Annotated in this window: 15 protein-coding genes and 1 tRNA gene; 6 read left to right on the forward strand and 10 right to left on the reverse strand. The window is 57.6% G+C overall.

Annotated features, from left to right (window positions below; genetic code table 11):
* Positions 1-113 precede the first annotated feature (113 nt).
* The 5 genes from WCS52_01580 (at position 114) to WCS52_01600 (ending at position 6,553) form a co-directional block, all read left to right on the forward strand.
* Complete coding sequence (locus tag WCS52_01580) at positions 114-3,017, forward strand: hypothetical protein (protein ID MEI6165863.1); 2,904 nt, start codon at positions 114-116, stop codon at positions 3,015-3,017.
* A gap of 117 nt (positions 3,018-3,134) precedes the next feature.
* Positions 3,135-3,833 carry a hypothetical protein gene (locus tag WCS52_01585; GenBank protein MEI6165864.1) on the forward strand — a complete coding sequence of 233 codons (699 nt, stop codon included), beginning with the start codon at positions 3,135-3,137 and terminating at the stop codon, positions 3,831-3,833.
* Positions 3,834-3,845: 12 nt separating this feature from the next.
* A complete protein-coding gene (locus tag WCS52_01590) occupies positions 3,846-5,144 on the forward strand; it encodes a 3-isopropylmalate dehydratase large subunit (GenBank protein ID MEI6165865.1) in 1,299 nt (432 codons plus the stop codon).
* Between the two features lie 14 nt (positions 5,145-5,158).
* The gene (locus WCS52_01595; GenBank protein MEI6165866.1) at positions 5,159-5,695 is read left to right on the forward strand and encodes a 3-isopropylmalate dehydratase; all 537 of its coding nucleotides are present in this window, start codon (positions 5,159-5,161) and stop codon (positions 5,693-5,695) included.
* 3 nt (positions 5,696-5,698) lie between these two features.
* Positions 5,699-6,553, forward strand: coding sequence for a ParA family protein (locus tag WCS52_01600; GenBank protein ID MEI6165867.1), 855 nt, complete (start codon positions 5,699-5,701; stop codon positions 6,551-6,553).
* On the opposite strand, the gene def is transcribed toward WCS52_01600, so the two are convergent.
* The 7 genes from def to eno form a co-directional block, all read right to left on the reverse strand.
* On the reverse strand, positions 6,477-7,070 hold the full coding sequence (def, locus tag WCS52_01605; GenBank protein ID MEI6165868.1) for a peptide deformylase: 594 nt from the start codon (positions 7,068-7,070) through the stop codon (positions 6,477-6,479). The two genes, WCS52_01600 and def, sit on opposite strands and share 77 nt — an antisense overlap.
* Entirely contained in the window at positions 7,060-8,451 is a 1,392-nt protein-coding gene (locus WCS52_01610; protein MEI6165869.1) for a 2-isopropylmalate synthase, read from the reverse strand. Before WCS52_01610 ends, def begins: the two co-directional genes overlap by 11 nt.
* A 128-nt stretch (positions 8,452-8,579) precedes the next feature.
* Complete coding sequence (rdgB, locus tag WCS52_01615; protein MEI6165870.1) at positions 8,580-9,191, reverse strand: RdgB/HAM1 family non-canonical purine NTP pyrophosphatase; 612 nt, start codon at positions 9,189-9,191, stop codon at positions 8,580-8,582.
* 75 nt (positions 9,192-9,266) lie between these two features.
* Positions 9,267-9,352: transfer RNA gene (locus WCS52_01620), tRNA-Leu, on the reverse strand.
* 60 nt (positions 9,353-9,412) lie between these two features.
* A complete protein-coding gene (locus tag WCS52_01625; protein MEI6165871.1) occupies positions 9,413-10,189 on the reverse strand; it encodes a hypothetical protein in 777 nt (258 codons plus the stop codon).
* Positions 10,186-10,497 carry a septum formation initiator family protein gene (locus WCS52_01630; GenBank protein MEI6165872.1) on the reverse strand — a complete coding sequence of 104 codons (312 nt, stop codon included), beginning with the start codon at positions 10,495-10,497 and terminating at the stop codon, positions 10,186-10,188. The genes WCS52_01625 and WCS52_01630 overlap by 4 nt, the downstream gene beginning before the upstream one ends.
* An 89-nt stretch (positions 10,498-10,586) precedes the next feature.
* The gene (gene eno, locus WCS52_01635) at positions 10,587-11,861 is read right to left on the reverse strand and encodes a phosphopyruvate hydratase (protein MEI6165873.1); all 1,275 of its coding nucleotides are present in this window, start codon (positions 11,859-11,861) and stop codon (positions 10,587-10,589) included.
* A gap of 154 nt (positions 11,862-12,015) precedes the next feature.
* Between eno and rfbB the strand changes: the two genes are divergently transcribed.
* On the forward strand, positions 12,016-13,044 hold the full coding sequence (rfbB, locus tag WCS52_01640) for a dTDP-glucose 4,6-dehydratase (GenBank protein ID MEI6165874.1): 1,029 nt from the start codon (positions 12,016-12,018) through the stop codon (positions 13,042-13,044).
* Between the two features lie 10 nt (positions 13,045-13,054).
* On the opposite strand, the gene WCS52_01645 is transcribed toward rfbB, so the two are convergent.
* From WCS52_01645 to WCS52_01655, 3 genes are read right to left on the reverse strand one after another with little or no spacing between them, the layout of a single operon-like run.
* Entirely contained in the window at positions 13,055-14,368 is a 1,314-nt protein-coding gene (locus WCS52_01645; protein MEI6165875.1) for a PEGA domain-containing protein, read from the reverse strand.
* A 1-nt stretch (position 14,369) separates the two neighbouring features.
* Positions 14,370-15,695 (reverse strand): FHA domain-containing protein, encoded by a 1,326-nt coding sequence (locus WCS52_01650; GenBank protein MEI6165876.1) that lies wholly within the window; start codon positions 15,693-15,695, stop codon positions 14,370-14,372.
* A 56-nt stretch (positions 15,696-15,751) separates the two neighbouring features.
* A complete protein-coding gene (locus tag WCS52_01655) occupies positions 15,752-16,675 on the reverse strand; it encodes a type II secretion system F family protein (GenBank protein MEI6165877.1) in 924 nt (307 codons plus the stop codon).
* Position 16,676 lies beyond the last annotated feature (1 nt).

The following is a 16,676-nucleotide window of genomic DNA, read 5'->3' on the forward strand; positions in this document are numbered from 1 at the left end:
CCCGGTCAAGCGACAATATATTTGTTATACTTGACGGATGCAGGGCAGTTCGATTGAATCCCTCGTAAACCTTTAAATGAATCGGTGATGATCCTCATTAGGGAAATCATAACATGAAACTTTCTCAAAAAAACACGTCACACTTGCACTGGAGCTTCACCCTATCCCAACAGGCGGAACATATCCTGGCGATTCAGCCCGCGTTTCGCGTCAACCGGCTGGGCGGGTATGGCGACGGAGGCGAAGTCATCTACAACGCACATCCCTGCGGGTGTCCCTCCATACTGGTGGATACCCAGGGGCCCAGCACCGCCACCTTTATGTCTAACGGCTCCGTCGGCTTCGAAATCAAACTGCCCGACGGAATGGAGATCAAAGTCCTCGAAAGCCATTTTGACCCTGTCGAAAAACGTGAAACCGGCGTTCCCTCCGGCAATGTCTGGCTCTCTTTTCTGGCGGGTGGAAAACGGCAGACCGTCTCTCTGATCAATCCCCACAGCGCGAACGACTGCACTCCGACCTGGATCAAAGTGGTGAAGTTGGCCGCGCCTGAACGATCAATGTGGTTTGCGTCGGAATTCCGCCCTGCCCCGGGCATCCGCCTCGCCACGGCCGTGCGCCTGATGCTGCGGGAAACCGACCAAGGCCCGGCCCTCGTTCGTGACATCTATGTCAAGAATCTCGGACGGACCACAGTCACAGGCGACTTATGGACCTATTATGGCCTGCATGGCACCCAGCGCTTCGCTTACAACAAGGAGATCTGGTATGACTGCGGTTATCCGGCCACGCTCACCGAACTGGTCATGACCGCACGGGTGCCCTACTCCGACATCATCCAGATCAAACGTCTCACCAGTGAGCCGGTCCGGTTCACCCCCCTTGATGCCACTTGCGATTACTCCACCTTTGTCGGTAACACCGCCGCCAGCGCCCAGCTGCCCCAAGCGGTGCGACAGGGACATATGTTAAAAGGTGGAGCCGGACGGGAAATCAACCGCTTCTCCACCGCCGCCATTGGCGCCAACCAGTTCGGGTTCACTCTGCCCGGCAGCACTTCCGCCACCCTGCGGCAAAGCCTGCTCTATGTGACCGACAAAGGCGTATGCGACACCTTTCGCGCTGAGGCCGGACATCGAGAGCCCACCTACGCCGCCATGGCCAAGGCATTTGAGAAGGCCAGCAGCACCTTACTAAAAAACACCTCGACAACACTGAAGCCGTCAGGGGTGTTGAGCGAAGGAAAACCCTGGCCTTTCTTTGAGGTGCAGTTCCCCGCTGAACGGGCGGTGTCGGAATACGCCAACTCGGTTTGGACCGGCGTCATGGAACTCTATGAAAACTGCCGGGCACATGGCGCCAAACTGGCCGACGGTATTGAACTGGGGACCCGTGACCGGGGGCAGGATATGTGGCCGAAAATGAAGGAAGACCCGGGCCGGATCCGGACAGATCTTATTTACGCGCTGAGTTTCATGTACCGAACCGTGGAAGCCCCCCTCTCTAACGCCCGACCTCTCACGCTGCAGGAAAAATTGCACGGCATGTTTCCCCGCCAGTATCCAAGCCGCTGGAATGACCGCACCCGGGAAGTCAAAAATGATAACCGCCCCTATACCGACAGTCCGCTCTGGCTGGTCAACTCACTCAACATGTATGTCAGGGAAACCGGCGACATCACCCCCTTGTTGGAGCAAGTAGGCACCATCCACCTAACCGATCCGGACCATCCTGAAACCTCAGGCATCCTCGGGGGTAATACGCGCCTGTCCATAGCGGAAGTCGTCCAGGAAATCTTCACCTGCTTTGAGCGGCATGTCGTCGATTCGCCTTATGGCATGGCTCAAATCCTTTACGGGGATTGGTGTGATCCGATTGACATGTTCGGCACCAGCGTGGTCGGGGATGCCCGCACACGCGGTCAGGGACGTGGTGTCCAAACGAGACTCTCCGCCCATGTCTTCCTCGCACTGGTGGAGACCATTGATCTCTTCGCAAGCCGGCAGGTAAGGGACGCGCTGACCAGGGCGGGCATCCCGCTGGACATCCTGCGGATGAAGACCTTCGCGGACCGCTTGCGCCAGAATATCGTTAAGGTCGCATGGGAAGATGGTCCGGCACGCTTCCCGGCGGGCTTTTTGAATTGCATTCATGAGCTCACTGTGGACGGCTCACGACCGGATTATGCCCGGGGCGGAAAAGGCTACACCCTGGGATCCTTGAAAGGAACGGATTTCGACGGCATTAAGCGGCGCGAATTAAACTGCCAGGCCTATGCCCTGGAGATGCTGACCATCAGCCGGCCCTGGCTCACCGGAATACCGGAGGCCCCCCGCATGATCACCCGGATGTTACACACGGTGGACACGCTGTTTTATGACCAGCGGCTGGGTCTGGTGATGTACACCAAACCCATTGCCAATAATGCCCAGTCCATTGCGCTGGCGGGCCGTATGGGGATGTTACCGGTCGGCACGGCCGAAAACGGGGAATATCACCACTGCCAGGTGATGATGCACCGCTTCAGGCTCTCGCTTCTCGGTCAGGCGGACACGGTGTGGGAACAGTTCAAGCCCATGATGTCGGCCTTGCGCGATGAGCACCTGTGCGGCCCGTTCGAGACGCCCAGCACCTCCTACGTTTCCGACAAAGATGACCCCCATTTCGGCAAGGGAATGTATTTCGGTCTTTCTGGATCAGTCGATTGGATTGTCGAAGTCTTCCACAAAATCGCCGGACTCACCTTCCAACTCCATAACCCGACCGAACCGGCCATCCGCATCGAACCGAATCTGCCGGCGGCCCTCAAGGGGGAAATGACACTGCGCCGGATCATCCATCTGGCAAAAGAGGGGGGCGGCTACCGACAGATCCCGCTCTGTGTCAAAATCACCACAAAAGGCCAGGGCATACAGAAAAGGCAAGCCTCCTTCCGCCTGAACGGCCACCCCCTTCCAAAACCGGAAATCACCAATCTTGACAGCTATACGCGTCTCGAAATCGAGATTATTAGATAATATCAGTTAATGCGTGTAGATAGACCACCCGTTATTTGCATCAAAACCGAAGCCTCCTCACATTTCCCTATCTCGCCATTTGCCATCTGGCTTCAATCTGATATATTTAACGGCTTCATGAATGCACCCAGTCAATTTGATTTCTGGTACGCCATTAACAACACCCGTGTGGTGGTGGCGCCGGTCCAGCGTCTCGAAACGTTCGGGGCCACCATCATTCATTACCATCTGGTGAGCGAATTGATGGACTCCATCAATAAAATCCGGGTCCGGGAAGGCCGCATTGTGGCACAACGGCCGCAAATCATCACTCCGACCGCCCTGACCGAGAATATGCTGGAAGGGTTTGGCGCCGAGGCGGAAAAGTACATGGACTGGCTCCGGGAGAACTCACAGAATTTCAGGATGCTTCAATACGGGTTTGTCATCCGAAAAGAGGAAATCAACGACGAGATCATCACCGACACCCTGGAGGCAGTCCTGGACCGGGTGGCCGCCGCCGTGCGGCAGAAGGATGAACCCCTGACCGCCGTGGTGGCCGGGGTGGACTCGCCGTGGGAGGTCTCGCTCCTCAAAATGATGTTTGAGGTCAGCAATAATTCATTCCAGGCGAATGTCCGGGAAATGGAAAGCCACCGGATGTTCACCCCCAATGCCGGCCTCCGGTTTGAAATTGAAACGGAATTCCAATTGGCCGGCCGCCAGCCGGCCCGCATCACGGAACTGGGAAATAAATTGCAGAAGCACGGGCTTTTCCCGGAATATGAAGATCGTTTTTTTGCGCTCATTAAAGCCAAACAGGCACGAAAACAGTAAAGAGGTATACCCATGGGCATGACCATTACGGAAAAAATTCTTGCGCGCGCCGCAGGCAAGCGCGTCATCGGTCCCGGCGACAACGTCTGGGTGGAAGTGGACATCCTGCTGACGCATGACGTCTGCGGTCCGGGCACGATCGGCGTGTTCCAGCGGGAATTCGGCGCCACCGCCAAGGTCTGGGACAAATCAAAGGTCGTGATTATCCCGGATCATTATATCTTCACGGCAGACCAGAAGGCCCACCGGAATGTGGATACCCTGCGGACCTTCGTCGCCGAGCAGTCCATGCCCTATTTTTATGACCCCGGGACCCCCCAATACAAAGGCGTCTGTCACGTGGCCCTTCCGGAAGAAGGCCATGTCCGGCCCGGCGAGGTGATCTTCGGCACGGATTCGCATACCTGCACGCATGGCGCGCTGGGCGCGTTTGCCACGGGGATCGGCAATACCGATGCCGGCTTTATCATGGGCGCGGGCAAGCTCCTGATCAAGGTTCCGAAAACCATGCGCTTCCAGGTCAATGGCACCGTCCCTCCCTATATCATGGGCAAGGACATCATCCTGAAGATCATCGGCGACATCGGGTTTGACGGCGCGAGCTACTGCGCCATGGAATTCAGCGGGGAAGCCATTCACCAGCTCTCGGTCGAGGAGCGGATGACGATCTGCAACATGGCTATTGAAGCCGGGGCAAAGAACGGGATTATCGAGCCGGACGAAAAGACGTTCGAATACGTCCGCGCCCGGACCGACAAACCGTTTGAAGCCGTCTTCAGTGACCCGGACGCCGTCTATGACAGCGACCGCACGTATGATGCCTCCACGATGGAACCGTGCGTGGCCGAACCGCATGTACCGAGCAATTATGCGCTCGCGCGTGAACGGACCCACATCAAGCTGGACCGGGCCTACATCGGCTCCTGCACCGGCGGTAAAATCACCGACTTTGTGGCAGCCGCCCGCATCCTCAAGGGGCGGAAGGTCACGATCCCGACGTTTCTGGTCCCCGCGACCATGGAAGTGGCGGAAGCGCTGATCAAAACACAAATTGACGGTGTTTCCCTCGTGGAAATATTCGCGGCGGCAGGGTGTGATGATATCGCGCCCCCCTCGTGTGCGGCCTGCCTGGGCGGTCCCGCAGACACTTACGGGAGAACCGCTGGAAACGAAGTCGTCATCAGCACAACGAACCGGAATTTCCCCGGCCGGATGGGCTCCAAATTGTCACAAATCTACCTGGCCTCGCCGTTAACCGTGGCGGCCTCGGCCATTACCGGGCATATCACCGATCCCCGCGAATTCATGTAAGCACAGGGAGTAAAATGAAAGTAATTAAAGGCACCGTCTACGTGTTGAAGGATGATATTGATACGGATCAGATCATCCCTGCCGAGTATCTCAACCTGGTCCCCACGATCCCGGAAGAATACGCGAAACTGGGGTCGTATGCGTTGTGCGGGTTGCCGGCCAGCTATCCCCCCTTTGTCAAACCGGGCGCCATGAAAGCCGAGTACCCGATCCTGATTGCCGGACGGAATTTCGGATGCGGGTCCTCGCGGGAACATGCCCCCGTCTGCCTGGGTGCGGCCGGAGTGAAAGCCGTCGTGGCCGAATCGTATGCGCGGATTTTTTTCCGTAACGCGATCGCTACCGGTGAGCTCTATCCCTTTGAGACGCCCCTGCGCCTCTGTGACCTCTTCAAGACCGGGGATCAGATGGAAATCCATGTGGAAAGCTCGAAACTGATTCATGTGGCTTCAGGGAAGACCTATTCCCTGAAGGAGTTGGGGGCCGTCGCGCCGGTGGTGGAAGCGGGGGGGATTTTCCCCTACGCCCGGAAAGCAGGCATCATCAAGTAAATCATGCCGTGCCACATCATAGCTTTAGCCAATCAGAAAGGCGGCGTGGGCAAAACCACCACCGCTATCAATCTGGCCGCCTGTCTGGCAGAACGCCACCAACGGGTGCTCCTGATTGACCTGGATCCCCAGGCCAACAGCACCAGCGGCCTGGGATTGCAGCCCGCCGCCGGGGGCAGCGTCTATGAAGCCCTCCTCGGGCATGGCAAGCTGGAAGACAAGGTCCAGCCCACCGCCGTCGAGAACCTCTCTATCATCCCTTCGGAAGTCGACCTGGCCGGAGCCGAGGTGGATATCGCCCGCCTGGATCGCTATCTCCACCGCTTCAAGGAGGCCTTGGATCCCTTTCTGGCCACCGCCGCCTATGATGTGGTGCTGATCGACTGTCCGCCTTCCCTCGGCATTCTGACGATGAATGCCCTGACGGCCGTTCATTCAGTGATTATTCCGCTGCAGTGCGAATATTACGCCCTGGAGGGGCTCAGCGTCATCACCCGCCTGATCAGTCAGATCCGGGACTCAGGCGCGAATCCGACCTTGGCCATTGAAGGGATTGTCCTGACCATGTTTGATGGCCGGACCAATCTTGCCCAGCAGGTTGTCGAGGAGGTCCGCAAACATTTTGGGGATAAGGTATACCATGCGGCGATTCCCCGGAATATCCGGATCAGTGAAGCCCCGAGTCACGGGAAACCGGTCATTTTATACGATGACAAATCGAGCGGCGCAGAGGCCTACCGGGCCCTGGCCAAAGAGTTCCTGAAACGGAAAAAAGAGCAGGCTATTTCCGTTCCGACGCCTGAGCCGATGCCTTCTTCTCCAGCATCCGCTCCTCCGTCTCCGCCCGCAGACGCTTGAGCTTGCCGGCCATGCTGATCTTTTTGACCGGCGACATCCGGTCCACCAGCAGCACCCCGTCAAGATGGTCCAGTTCGTGCTGAACGGCACGCGCCAACAGACCGCGGCAATGCAAGGTGCGAACGGCCCCCTTCCAGTCCACAAAGGTCACATCCACCTCGGCGGCGCGCTGTACCCCGGTGTGAATGCCGGGAAAACTCAGGCACCCCTCATCCCGGCGGGCCAACTCACGGCCCCGGGTCACGATTTTGGGGTTGAACATGATCAGGGGCATCTCCACCTCCGGATTCAGCCGGGGGCCCCCCTCTTCCTCCACATCGAGTTCAACCGGGATATCCACCACACAGACCGACACGGTCCGTCCGACCTGCTGGGCGGCCAACCCGACGCCTTCAGCGGCGTGCATGGTCTCCATCATGCCGTCGACCAGTCGCTTATACTCGACGGTCACCCGGGCCACCGACTCGGCCCGGACCCTCAGGATCGGATCGCCAAAGGTAACGATCTCAAAACTCATATCCGTTTTCTTTCATCCAGATGCCCAGATGCAACTTGGCCTGATCCAGCAGCTCATCGTCCGTGATCGCCGTGGTCCGGCCGGCATCATACTGGGTCATCATCCATTCATAAATCTTCTGGACCCCAGGATCATTCTTGGTGACGGGTGTTTTGGCTTTCCGGAAATACTTCTTCATCCAGAGCGCGATACCGGCCAACCCGCTGACATCCGACACCGCCAGCTCAACCGGCCGGTTCAGCAGTTTTTCCGTATTGAAGACGTTGTAGATCTCCTCGTTCTTCAACAGCCCGTCGGCATGAATACCGGCCCGGGTGACGTTGAAGCTCCTGCCGACCAACGGCTGATTCACCGGAATCTGAACCTTGAGTTCATGCTCGAAATATTCCGCGATCTCGGTAATCACCGTGGTGTCCACATGACAATCATTCCCGCGCAACTGCAGATAGTTGATCACCATGGCCTCGACGGGCGGATTACCCGTCCGCTCCCCGATCCCCAGCAGGGTGCCATTGGCCGCCGAACAGCCATACAGCCAGGCCGACACGGCATTGGCGCTGACCAGGAAGAGATCGTTATGGCCGTGCCACTCCAGCCACTCGCTCGGGAACCCTGCATAATATTGCAACCCGTAAATCAGGCCTGCGACCGACCGCGGCATCGCGGCCCCGGGATACGGCACGCCCAACCCCATGGTGTCGCAAATGCGGATTTTGATGACCTTCTTGGACTCCTCGGCCAGCTTCATCAGTTCGGCGGCAAACGGCACGACGAATCCGTAATAATCCGCCCGGGTGGCATCCTCGAAATGACAGCGCGGGGTGATCCCGACATCAAGGGCCTCCTGCACAATTTTCAGATATTCCCGCATGGCCTCACGCCGGTTCATCTTGAGCTTCAGGTAGATGTGATAGTCCGAACAGGAGGTCAGAATCCCGGTTTCCTTCAATCCCATTTTCTTGGCCAGCTCCAGGTCCTTGCGTCGGGCGCGCACCCAGCCGGTCACTTCGGGGAATTTATAGCCAAGCGCCTGGATCTCTTCGACCGCCTGCTGATCCTTCTTGGTGTAGAGGAAAAATTCCGTTTGCCGGATCAAGCCCTTGGGGCCGCCCAGCCGATGCATCATCTTGTAGATATCCACCACCTGTTTAACGGTGTAGGGAGGCATCGCCTGCTGCCCGTCACGAAAGGTCGTGTCCGTCACCCAGATATCCTTGGGCATCCGCATCGGCACCAGCCGATGATTGAAGCCGATGCGAGGCACCTCATCGTAGGGGAAGGTATGACGGAACAGCTCCGGCTCCTTGGGATTATCAAGGTGAACGGTATAAGAATCCGAATCGAATGTATTGTAACCCGGGTTGTATTTCAGCTCAAACATAACCACCTCAATCCTTGCTAACCATTGTCAGGCCTCTCTGGAAACCTGAATTTCGGGCGATAGTAGAGTAAATATATTCGGATTTCAACAGACTTAACGGGAAATACATCAAATTCGTGCTTTTTCCATCAAACCGGCCAGGCTGGAAGCTCGCGGATGAAACACTCCCGCCACGCGGCCACTGCGGCCCGCAAGGCACAGGCACGATGGGAAATCTGATTTTTGACTTCACCGGGAAGTTCCGCAAAGGTCTGTTCATAGCCAGTGGGGATAAAGAGCGGATCATACCCGAAGCCACCGACGCCCCGGGTGGCGGACAACAGGCGGCCTTCACACGCACCAGAGACGGTGTAAGCCAGGCCATGGGGATCTGACAAGGCCATGGCGCAACGGAAGCGGGCACTCCGGTCCGTCCGCCCTGCCAGGGCGGCGATCACTTTCCGGTTGTTGGCCGCATCATCGGAGGGCTCACCGGCATAACGGGCAGAATAGACGCCTGGCGCCCCCTGCAACGCATTCACTTCCAAACCGGAATCGTCCGCCAACGTCCACATCCCGCTGAAACAGGCCAAGGTAACGGCCTTCTTGATCGCATTTGCCTCAAAGGTATCGCCATCCTCAACGACCGCAGGAGCCTGCTCTATTTGCAGCAAACTGATGACGGTTAACTGAGGGATTGCCAGGATTGCTGAAATTTCCTGGAATTTGTGCCGGTTACCGGTGGCAATAAGGAGTTTCATAAGAAGCCTGTGATAGATGCGATAACTGGTCAAAGACCATCCGTAGCTCAAGCCGGTACGGCGTAGAGCGAAGGATGGTGCTCGGGGTGGGACTTGAACCCACACGACCTTGCGGTCATCAGCCCCTCAAACTGATGTGTCTGCCATTTCACCACCCGAGCAAAAGCGTGAGAATCTAACGACTTAATTTTCTCGAAGCAAGCATAACTTGCAATTCATGATTATTTTTTAATCAGAAGAGCCGTCCCCGCCGGCTTCTCAAAATCCGTAATGCGCGCCTCCGAAACATCAAAAACAATAATCATTTTATCCCGTGCAAGTCGGACTAAGCAGGATGAATCCTTATCAAAATCCCACTCCCATGTCGCCCGCCGCAAATCGCTGAGCAAGGAGTTACTGTTGCGGATTTCCCCCGGCACCGTGATCCGCGTCACCACCCGGAACCCGTTAAAGAACGGAGCGAGCTTGCTCAAACTCTCCTGGGTCACCACGGCGGCGAGATCAGGGGAACTTCCGATTGGCGGGAGCGTGACGGTCAGCTTGCAGGAGGTCTCATCCAGACGCTTGACCACCACCCCGCACTCCCGGAAAAACGACTGCCGGACCAGCGCCTCGAGCGTTGTGAATTTCAGCGTGAAATCCACGTAATTCCACCCGCCCTGTTCACGGGTCTTGAGGGATTCAAGGATGACCCCCTCCTTCGCCATGGCGGCAAAGCGGGCCTTCAACATCGCTTCATCGTAGAGAAATGGAATGTCCAGATCCTGAGGAACCGGATTGGTTTTCCCGGCGGCGACATCCAGTGACGCCGATAACTGTCGCGCCAGCTCTGCCTGCTTGATAATGTGGGTAGGCATGCCGCAAATGGCCCGTAACGTGCCACTGCCGTCACGATCCACACTCACCGTCGCGTCGATTTTAACACAGCCCGCCCCCGCAAACAGGAGTCCTGCAAGGAAGAGCGCAAAGATCATACCAGATGGACGCGGGGGGCTCATGGGCGCACACTCCTGACGGGAGCATTGGTGGCAGGAAAACGGAAAATAGTTTCGCCCGGCTTGGCCATTCCCTGTTCGCGCGCACTGCGCTCAACAAATTCCGGATCACTGCGGAACCGCTTTTGATTCTGCTCAAATTGACGGATACGGGTCTCCATCGCCTCATTCCCCTGCTCCAGGGTCTCTTTCCGGTTTTGCAGGGTCTGATAGTTATGCGTTTTCGGCAGGAAAATACAGACAATGGCAACGACGCCGGAGGCGACGACCACCATCCAGGCCAACCGATATACCAGAATCCAGAAATTCATAGTCGTCCGTTAAAAAAACGGGTTCATCGGCGGACGGTACCCCGTCCGCCGATGACGCCCTCATCCTTGATAGGTCATGCCTGAGCCAATCAGATCACGCCGCCATAAATGGCGTAATTGCCAAGCATCTCTTCAATGCGAAGCAATTGATTGTACTTGCACACGCGGTCGGTGCGGCACAGGGAGCCGGTCTTGATCTGCCCGGCATTGGTCGCCACCGCGATATCCGCAATGGTCGCATCCTCTGTCTCACCGGAGCGATGACTCACGACCGCCGTATAACCGGCCTGCGTGGCCATCCGGATGGCGTCCAACGTTTCCGTCAGGGTGCCGATCTGGTTGACCTTGATCAGGATCGAATTGGCAATCCCCAGGTCAATGCCCTTCTTCAGGAACTTGGTGTTCGTCACAAACAGATCGTCACCGACCAGTTGCACCTTGCCGCCCAGTTTGTCGCTGAGCTTCTTCCAGCCATCCCAGTCATTCTCGGACATGCCGTCCTCGATGCTGATGATCGGATATTTGTCGCACAGCTTGGCGTAGAACTCGACCATCTCGTCGGCCGTCCGCGCGGAGCCGTCGCTCTTCTTGAAGATATAGCGCTTCTTGGTGGCATCATAGAACTCGCTGGCGGCCACATCGAGGGCCAGGAAAATATCCTTGCCCGGCTTGTAACCGGCCTTCTTGATCGCCTCAATGATGACGTCCAGGGCATGGGTATTGCTGGTCAGTTTCGGAGCGAACCCGCCCTCATCACCCACCGCCGTGCTCAATTTCAATCCCTTCAGCACGCTCTTCAGCGCGTGAAACACTTCCGCGCCCATGCGCAGGGCTTCGGCAAAGGTTTTGGCCCCCTTGGGCATAATCATGAATTCCTGGATGTCGATCGGGGCATCGGAATGCGCGCCACCATTCATGATGTTCATCATGGGCACCGGCATCACCTTGGCATTGGCGCCACCGATGTACCGGAACAGGGGCAGGCCGCAATATTCAGCCGCCGCACGGGCATTGGCCAGCGAGACCGCCAGAATGGCATTGGCACCCAGCTTGCTCTTCGTCTCGGTCCCGTCCATCTCGATCATCAGGTTGTCCAGACCGACCTGGTCACGGCAATCCCATCCGATCAGTTTGGGTGCCATCTTGACATTCACGTTGGCCACCGCTTTGCGGACGCCCTTACCCAGGTAACGCTTGGCATCCCCATCACGCAACTCAACCGCCTCATGCTCGCCGGTCGAGGCGCCTGAAGGAACCGCTGCACGGCCGACAATGCCGCTCTCCAGCGTAATATCCACTTCAACCGTCGGGTTACCACGGGAATCCAGAATCTCACGGGCCACAATGCTTTCAATCAATGACATAACTTCAATACTCCTTAGTTGCTGTTCAACCGCCAACTGGCGACACTTGGAAAACGGTCACACAATACGGAAACCCTCCCTTGCTTTCAAGCAGAGAGTGCTGGACAGCAACAGAGGGTCCCTTTATAACAAAGTGTTTTAGGAGGGCTCTCTTATGAAACTACTAGTCACGGGCGGGGCCGGCTTCATCGGCAGCAACTTTATCCACTATATTCTGGCCACACATCCGGAGGACGAGGTCGTCAATCTGGATGCCCTGACCTATGCCGGCAATATCGAAAACCTCGCCGATCTCACCCATAATGTCCGGCACACCTTTATCCATGGGGATATCACCTCGACCCGCGATGTGGCGAAGGCCTTCAGAACCCACAAAATCGATGTAGTGGTGAATTTTGCCGCCGAGAGCCACGTCGACCGGAGCCTGCACATGGGCCCGCGCGCCTTTATCAAGACCAACATCATGGGCACCCAGGTGCTTCTGGATGCCGCCCGGAAATTCAAGGTCCAGCGCTACCTGCAGGTGTCAACCGACGAGGTATACGGGAGTCTTGGCCCGACCGGCGCCTTCACCGAGGAGACGCCGATTCAACCCAACAACCCCTACTCCGCAACCAAGGCGGGCGCCGACTTCATGGTCCGGGCGGCCCAGCATTCCCACGGCCTGGACACCGTGATCACCCGCTGCTCCAACAATTTCGGGCCCTATCAATTCCCGGAAAAACTCATCCCCTTGATGATTGCCAATGCGCTCGCGGATAAACCCCTTCCGGTCTACGGCGACGGCCTGCATGTGCGTGACTGGATTTATGTCATGGATCACTGCTCCGGCATCGACACGGTTCTGCGGAAAGGGAAATCCGGCGAGGTGTACAACCTCGGCGGCAACTACGACGTCCCGAATATCCAGATCGTCAAAGGCATCCTGGCCATCCTCGGCAAACCGGAAAGCCTGATCACGTACGTGAAGGATCGCCCGGGCCATGACCGCCGGTACGCCATGGATAACACGCGTGCCAAAACGGAACTGGGCTGGGAGCCTGCGTATAAATTTGACGCGGCCCTCAAGGCCACCGTGAACTGGTATGTGACCCATCAAATCTGGTGGCAGCGCATTCTCAGCGGGGAGTACCTGAAGGCCTTTGACAAGATGTACAACTGGCGTGACGAGCAGTGCCACTAAGGGCCGCCCCTCAATTCTTAACGGCTTCGATCGTGGCGATGTCGACGGCCTCGATCGTCTTGTAGATCCCGATCTGGGTTTCCAGCTTGATGCCGCCATCCGGCAACTTCTCCCCCAGAATGCCCATCAACACATCCCCATTGCGCAGGGTGATCCGGGTATCCACATTGAACACCCGTTTGAGAATTTCCTTCAGGGTGATGGTCTTCCCCTTCTCCACCGTCACCCGGCGATCCACCGTCCCATAGGTTTTCAAGCGGAGGGATACCGTATGCGACCCGACCGCCAATTCATGGGTGAACCGGGGAACCGGATTATCCTGGGAGAGCATCACCACGCCCTGTTCCGCCCCGTCGACAAAGACCTTGACCCCCTCCGGCTTGGCCAGGACCTCAATCGTTCCCACATTCCGCTCCAGCTGCAGTTCTTCCACTTTCTTTTCACCCTGCTTCAAATCCACCGGCCGGGTCACCGTCGCATACCCATCCAGTTCGGCCCGGATAACATGACTCCCCGCCTCCATTGAATCCAGCGTCAACGGCGTCTGCCCGGCCAGTTTCTCATCGATATAGAGTTTGGCACCGGAGGGAATGGAAATCACCGACAACACCCCCGGCTCAGGTTTCAAGGGGATGTCCAGACTCTCCTCCTCATTGGCCAGAAGTTTGATCTTGGAGCGATAAGCCACATAGCCCGGAAGGGAAACAGCCAACTCATTCTCGCCTGCGGGAAGGCGATCCAACGTGCAGGGGGTGACGCCTTTGGACAACCCGTTGACTTTAACCGACGCACCCGGCGGCTCGGTCCGCACCGTCAGCACCGCTGAATCCGATGTCAAGGAGACCTGCACCAATTGGGGCGAACGGGACTCCACCTCAAACTCCACATCCCTGCTGAGATACCCCAGCGACGTCGCCTTCAGGCGATATTTGCCCAGGGGCAGGTCGGTCAGTAAAAGCGGGGTCGTCCCGCGATGCGCTCCATTGATCTCGATATCGGCCCCCGTGGGCGTGGAGCGGAGCAGGACCAGGCCGGTAGGTTGCTCCAGTTTGATGTCCACCAGGGATTTACCCTGCGCCGACACCGTGACCGTCCGTTGAGCCGGGAGATAACCGGTCTTCTCGACCGAGATCAGATGGGGCCCCGCCAGCAGACCGGAGACCGCCACGGGTGAGATCCCCCGGGCCACGCCATCACATAGGACCGTCGCTTGATCGGGCGTGGTGGACACCGAAATGCGTGCGCCCACGTCCTGAGCCCGGCCGGGAAGAGTCACGAGCACGGCCAATACGCACAAAAGGGTTCTGGTGATCAGGTTTGCCATACTATTTTTCCGTTGTCAGGTGCCGCTCTACTTCCACCAGATTTTGGCTGGCGGTCCGGTTCCGTTCATCGGAACGATCCGGGATCATCTCGCAGATGATTTTCAACTGCCGGTCGGCTTCCTTCCATTCCCGCAATTTAACCGAGCGCTCGGCCAGAAACCACAGGTCATCAAAACGGCGCTGAAGTTCGCGGGTACACTCCGCCTTGGCGGTCGTCGCCTCCGCCAGGAACGCGGGTTTGGGCTGAATGGTTTCCAGATACCATTCACATTCCTTGTAGGCCCGGATGGCGTTGTATAAATTCTCATTACGCACTTCGCGTTCATCCCCCATTTTCTTCCCCTGCAACAACGCCGCATTGGCCTTCTCGATCAAGGTGGCCGGATCCACCGCCAGGGCCGCCAGCCCCAATTCATTCTTCCCGAATTCCTCAATCATGCCGCGGGTGGTCGCGAAAATCTCAGGCTCCGCCTGATTCATCACCCGGATGCGGCGCGTCACCGCCCCGATGGTCACCGAGAGGTCGCTCAGGTTATACAGGCCCGGCTCCAGCCCGCTGTAATCCTCCCGCAAATCCAATACCCCCGCCGCCTCAATGGAGCGCGCCAGATCCTTCTGAAGCTCAGGCGTCACCTTTTTATCACGCCTCACATGCCGGTCATTCTGCAGATCGTCCACCTGCACCAAAAGGGAGTCTTTCTTCAATTCCAGGGCATACCTGAAAATATTGGAGGCCGAGCCCTCCACCCGCTCAAACTTCAATTCCAGGACCGGTAAGTCAACCTGAGGCTGAACCGGCGGAGGCGGCGGGGGCGACAACAGGGCCATCAGCGGTTTCTGAAGCCAGACCACCAGCACAAGGACCGCCATGATGGCCACCAGCCACAGCAGGTTCCGGCGCATGGCATTCGGGGCGGCAGGCCCACGCGTCACGCCGTCTTTACGGAGGCCAAGATCCACGGAAGCCTCAGCCGTCCTGAGGGACGCCGGCATAATCACATTGCTTTCGGGTTGGGCCGCGCGCGCCCCGTCATTGACGACCCGGATACGGGTATCCCCCGCCAGAATTTCATCCTGGACATGGAGCCGCTGTTCCTGGACCAGCTTGCCATTCACCATCGTCCCGTTCGCACTCCCCAGGTCGGACACCCAGAGTCCATCGCCCGCCATAATGAAAAACCGGCACTGGAACCGGGACATCGCCTCATCCGCAATGGAGATATCGTTCCGTGAGGAACGCCCGATGCGGACGCCCTCCCGAGGCACGTGGATCTCCCGGCCTTTATCCGGCCCATCCGTAACTAGTAAATGTATGTCCGTACCCATAGAGTTATGAAAAATTCAAATTACGCCCACCCGGCACCGGTGTCAACTCTCTCCCGCTACATCTGCCTGAAAATCTGAAGAACAATGGGGCCCAACAGCACCAGGAAGACCGCCGGAAAAATGAAGGCAATCAGCGGGAACAGCATCTTCACCGGCGCTTCATTGGCCAGCTTCTCGGCGCGCTCAAACCGCCGCTGCCGGATCTGATCCGACTGAATCCGCAGGATCGAGGCAATCCCCACTCCCAGTTCATCCGCCTGAACCAGTGAATTCAATACCGACCGCAAATCCTTCTGATCCACCCGTTCCGACATGTCGCGGAGCGCATTACGCCGTGTCTTCCCGAGCTGAATCTCCCTTAACACCCGGAGAAATTCCTCCTCAAGGGCATCCACCTTGCCCTTGGAGACGATCCGCTGCATGGCGCTCATGAAATCCAACCCGGCCTCAACGGAAAGCGTCAACAGATCCATCACAAACGGCAGTGATTTCTGAATCCGGCTCTGCCGGTCCGCCAGCACTGACCGGAGCCAGAGCCCGGGATAGGCATAAAATCCCAGCAAGATGATGATGACAAACGAGATGCCGTGATTGTGGAGCGATACGCCCACCCGCCCGGGAACCAGGGCGATCAATGCCAGCACCAGGGCTGACAACAATACCCCCAGAATGCCCGGCAGCAGCACTTTCATGGCGGAGAACTCCTCAGGCGTCAGCATCCCGCCAAACCCCGCGGCCACCAGTTTATGAGACACGTCCGCATTGGCTTTCTCAAACGACGGACGCCGGAAGAGCGGGACCAGATTCGGAGCGAGCGGAAACAGCAGCCGGAAGGTGAACGGAATCCGCCGCTCCTGCTGGCGCCCATCGGCCAGCGTCACATACGTGACTTGCCGGAGCACCTGGGCACATTGCCAGGTCCCCAACCCGGCGAACACCGCCCACATCAGACCTAATCCATATTCAATGAAGGTAGACATA

This window comes from bacterium, assembly GCA_037128595.1.
Lineage (GTDB): Bacteria > Verrucomicrobiota > Kiritimatiellia > CAIKKV01 > CAITUY01 > JAABPW01.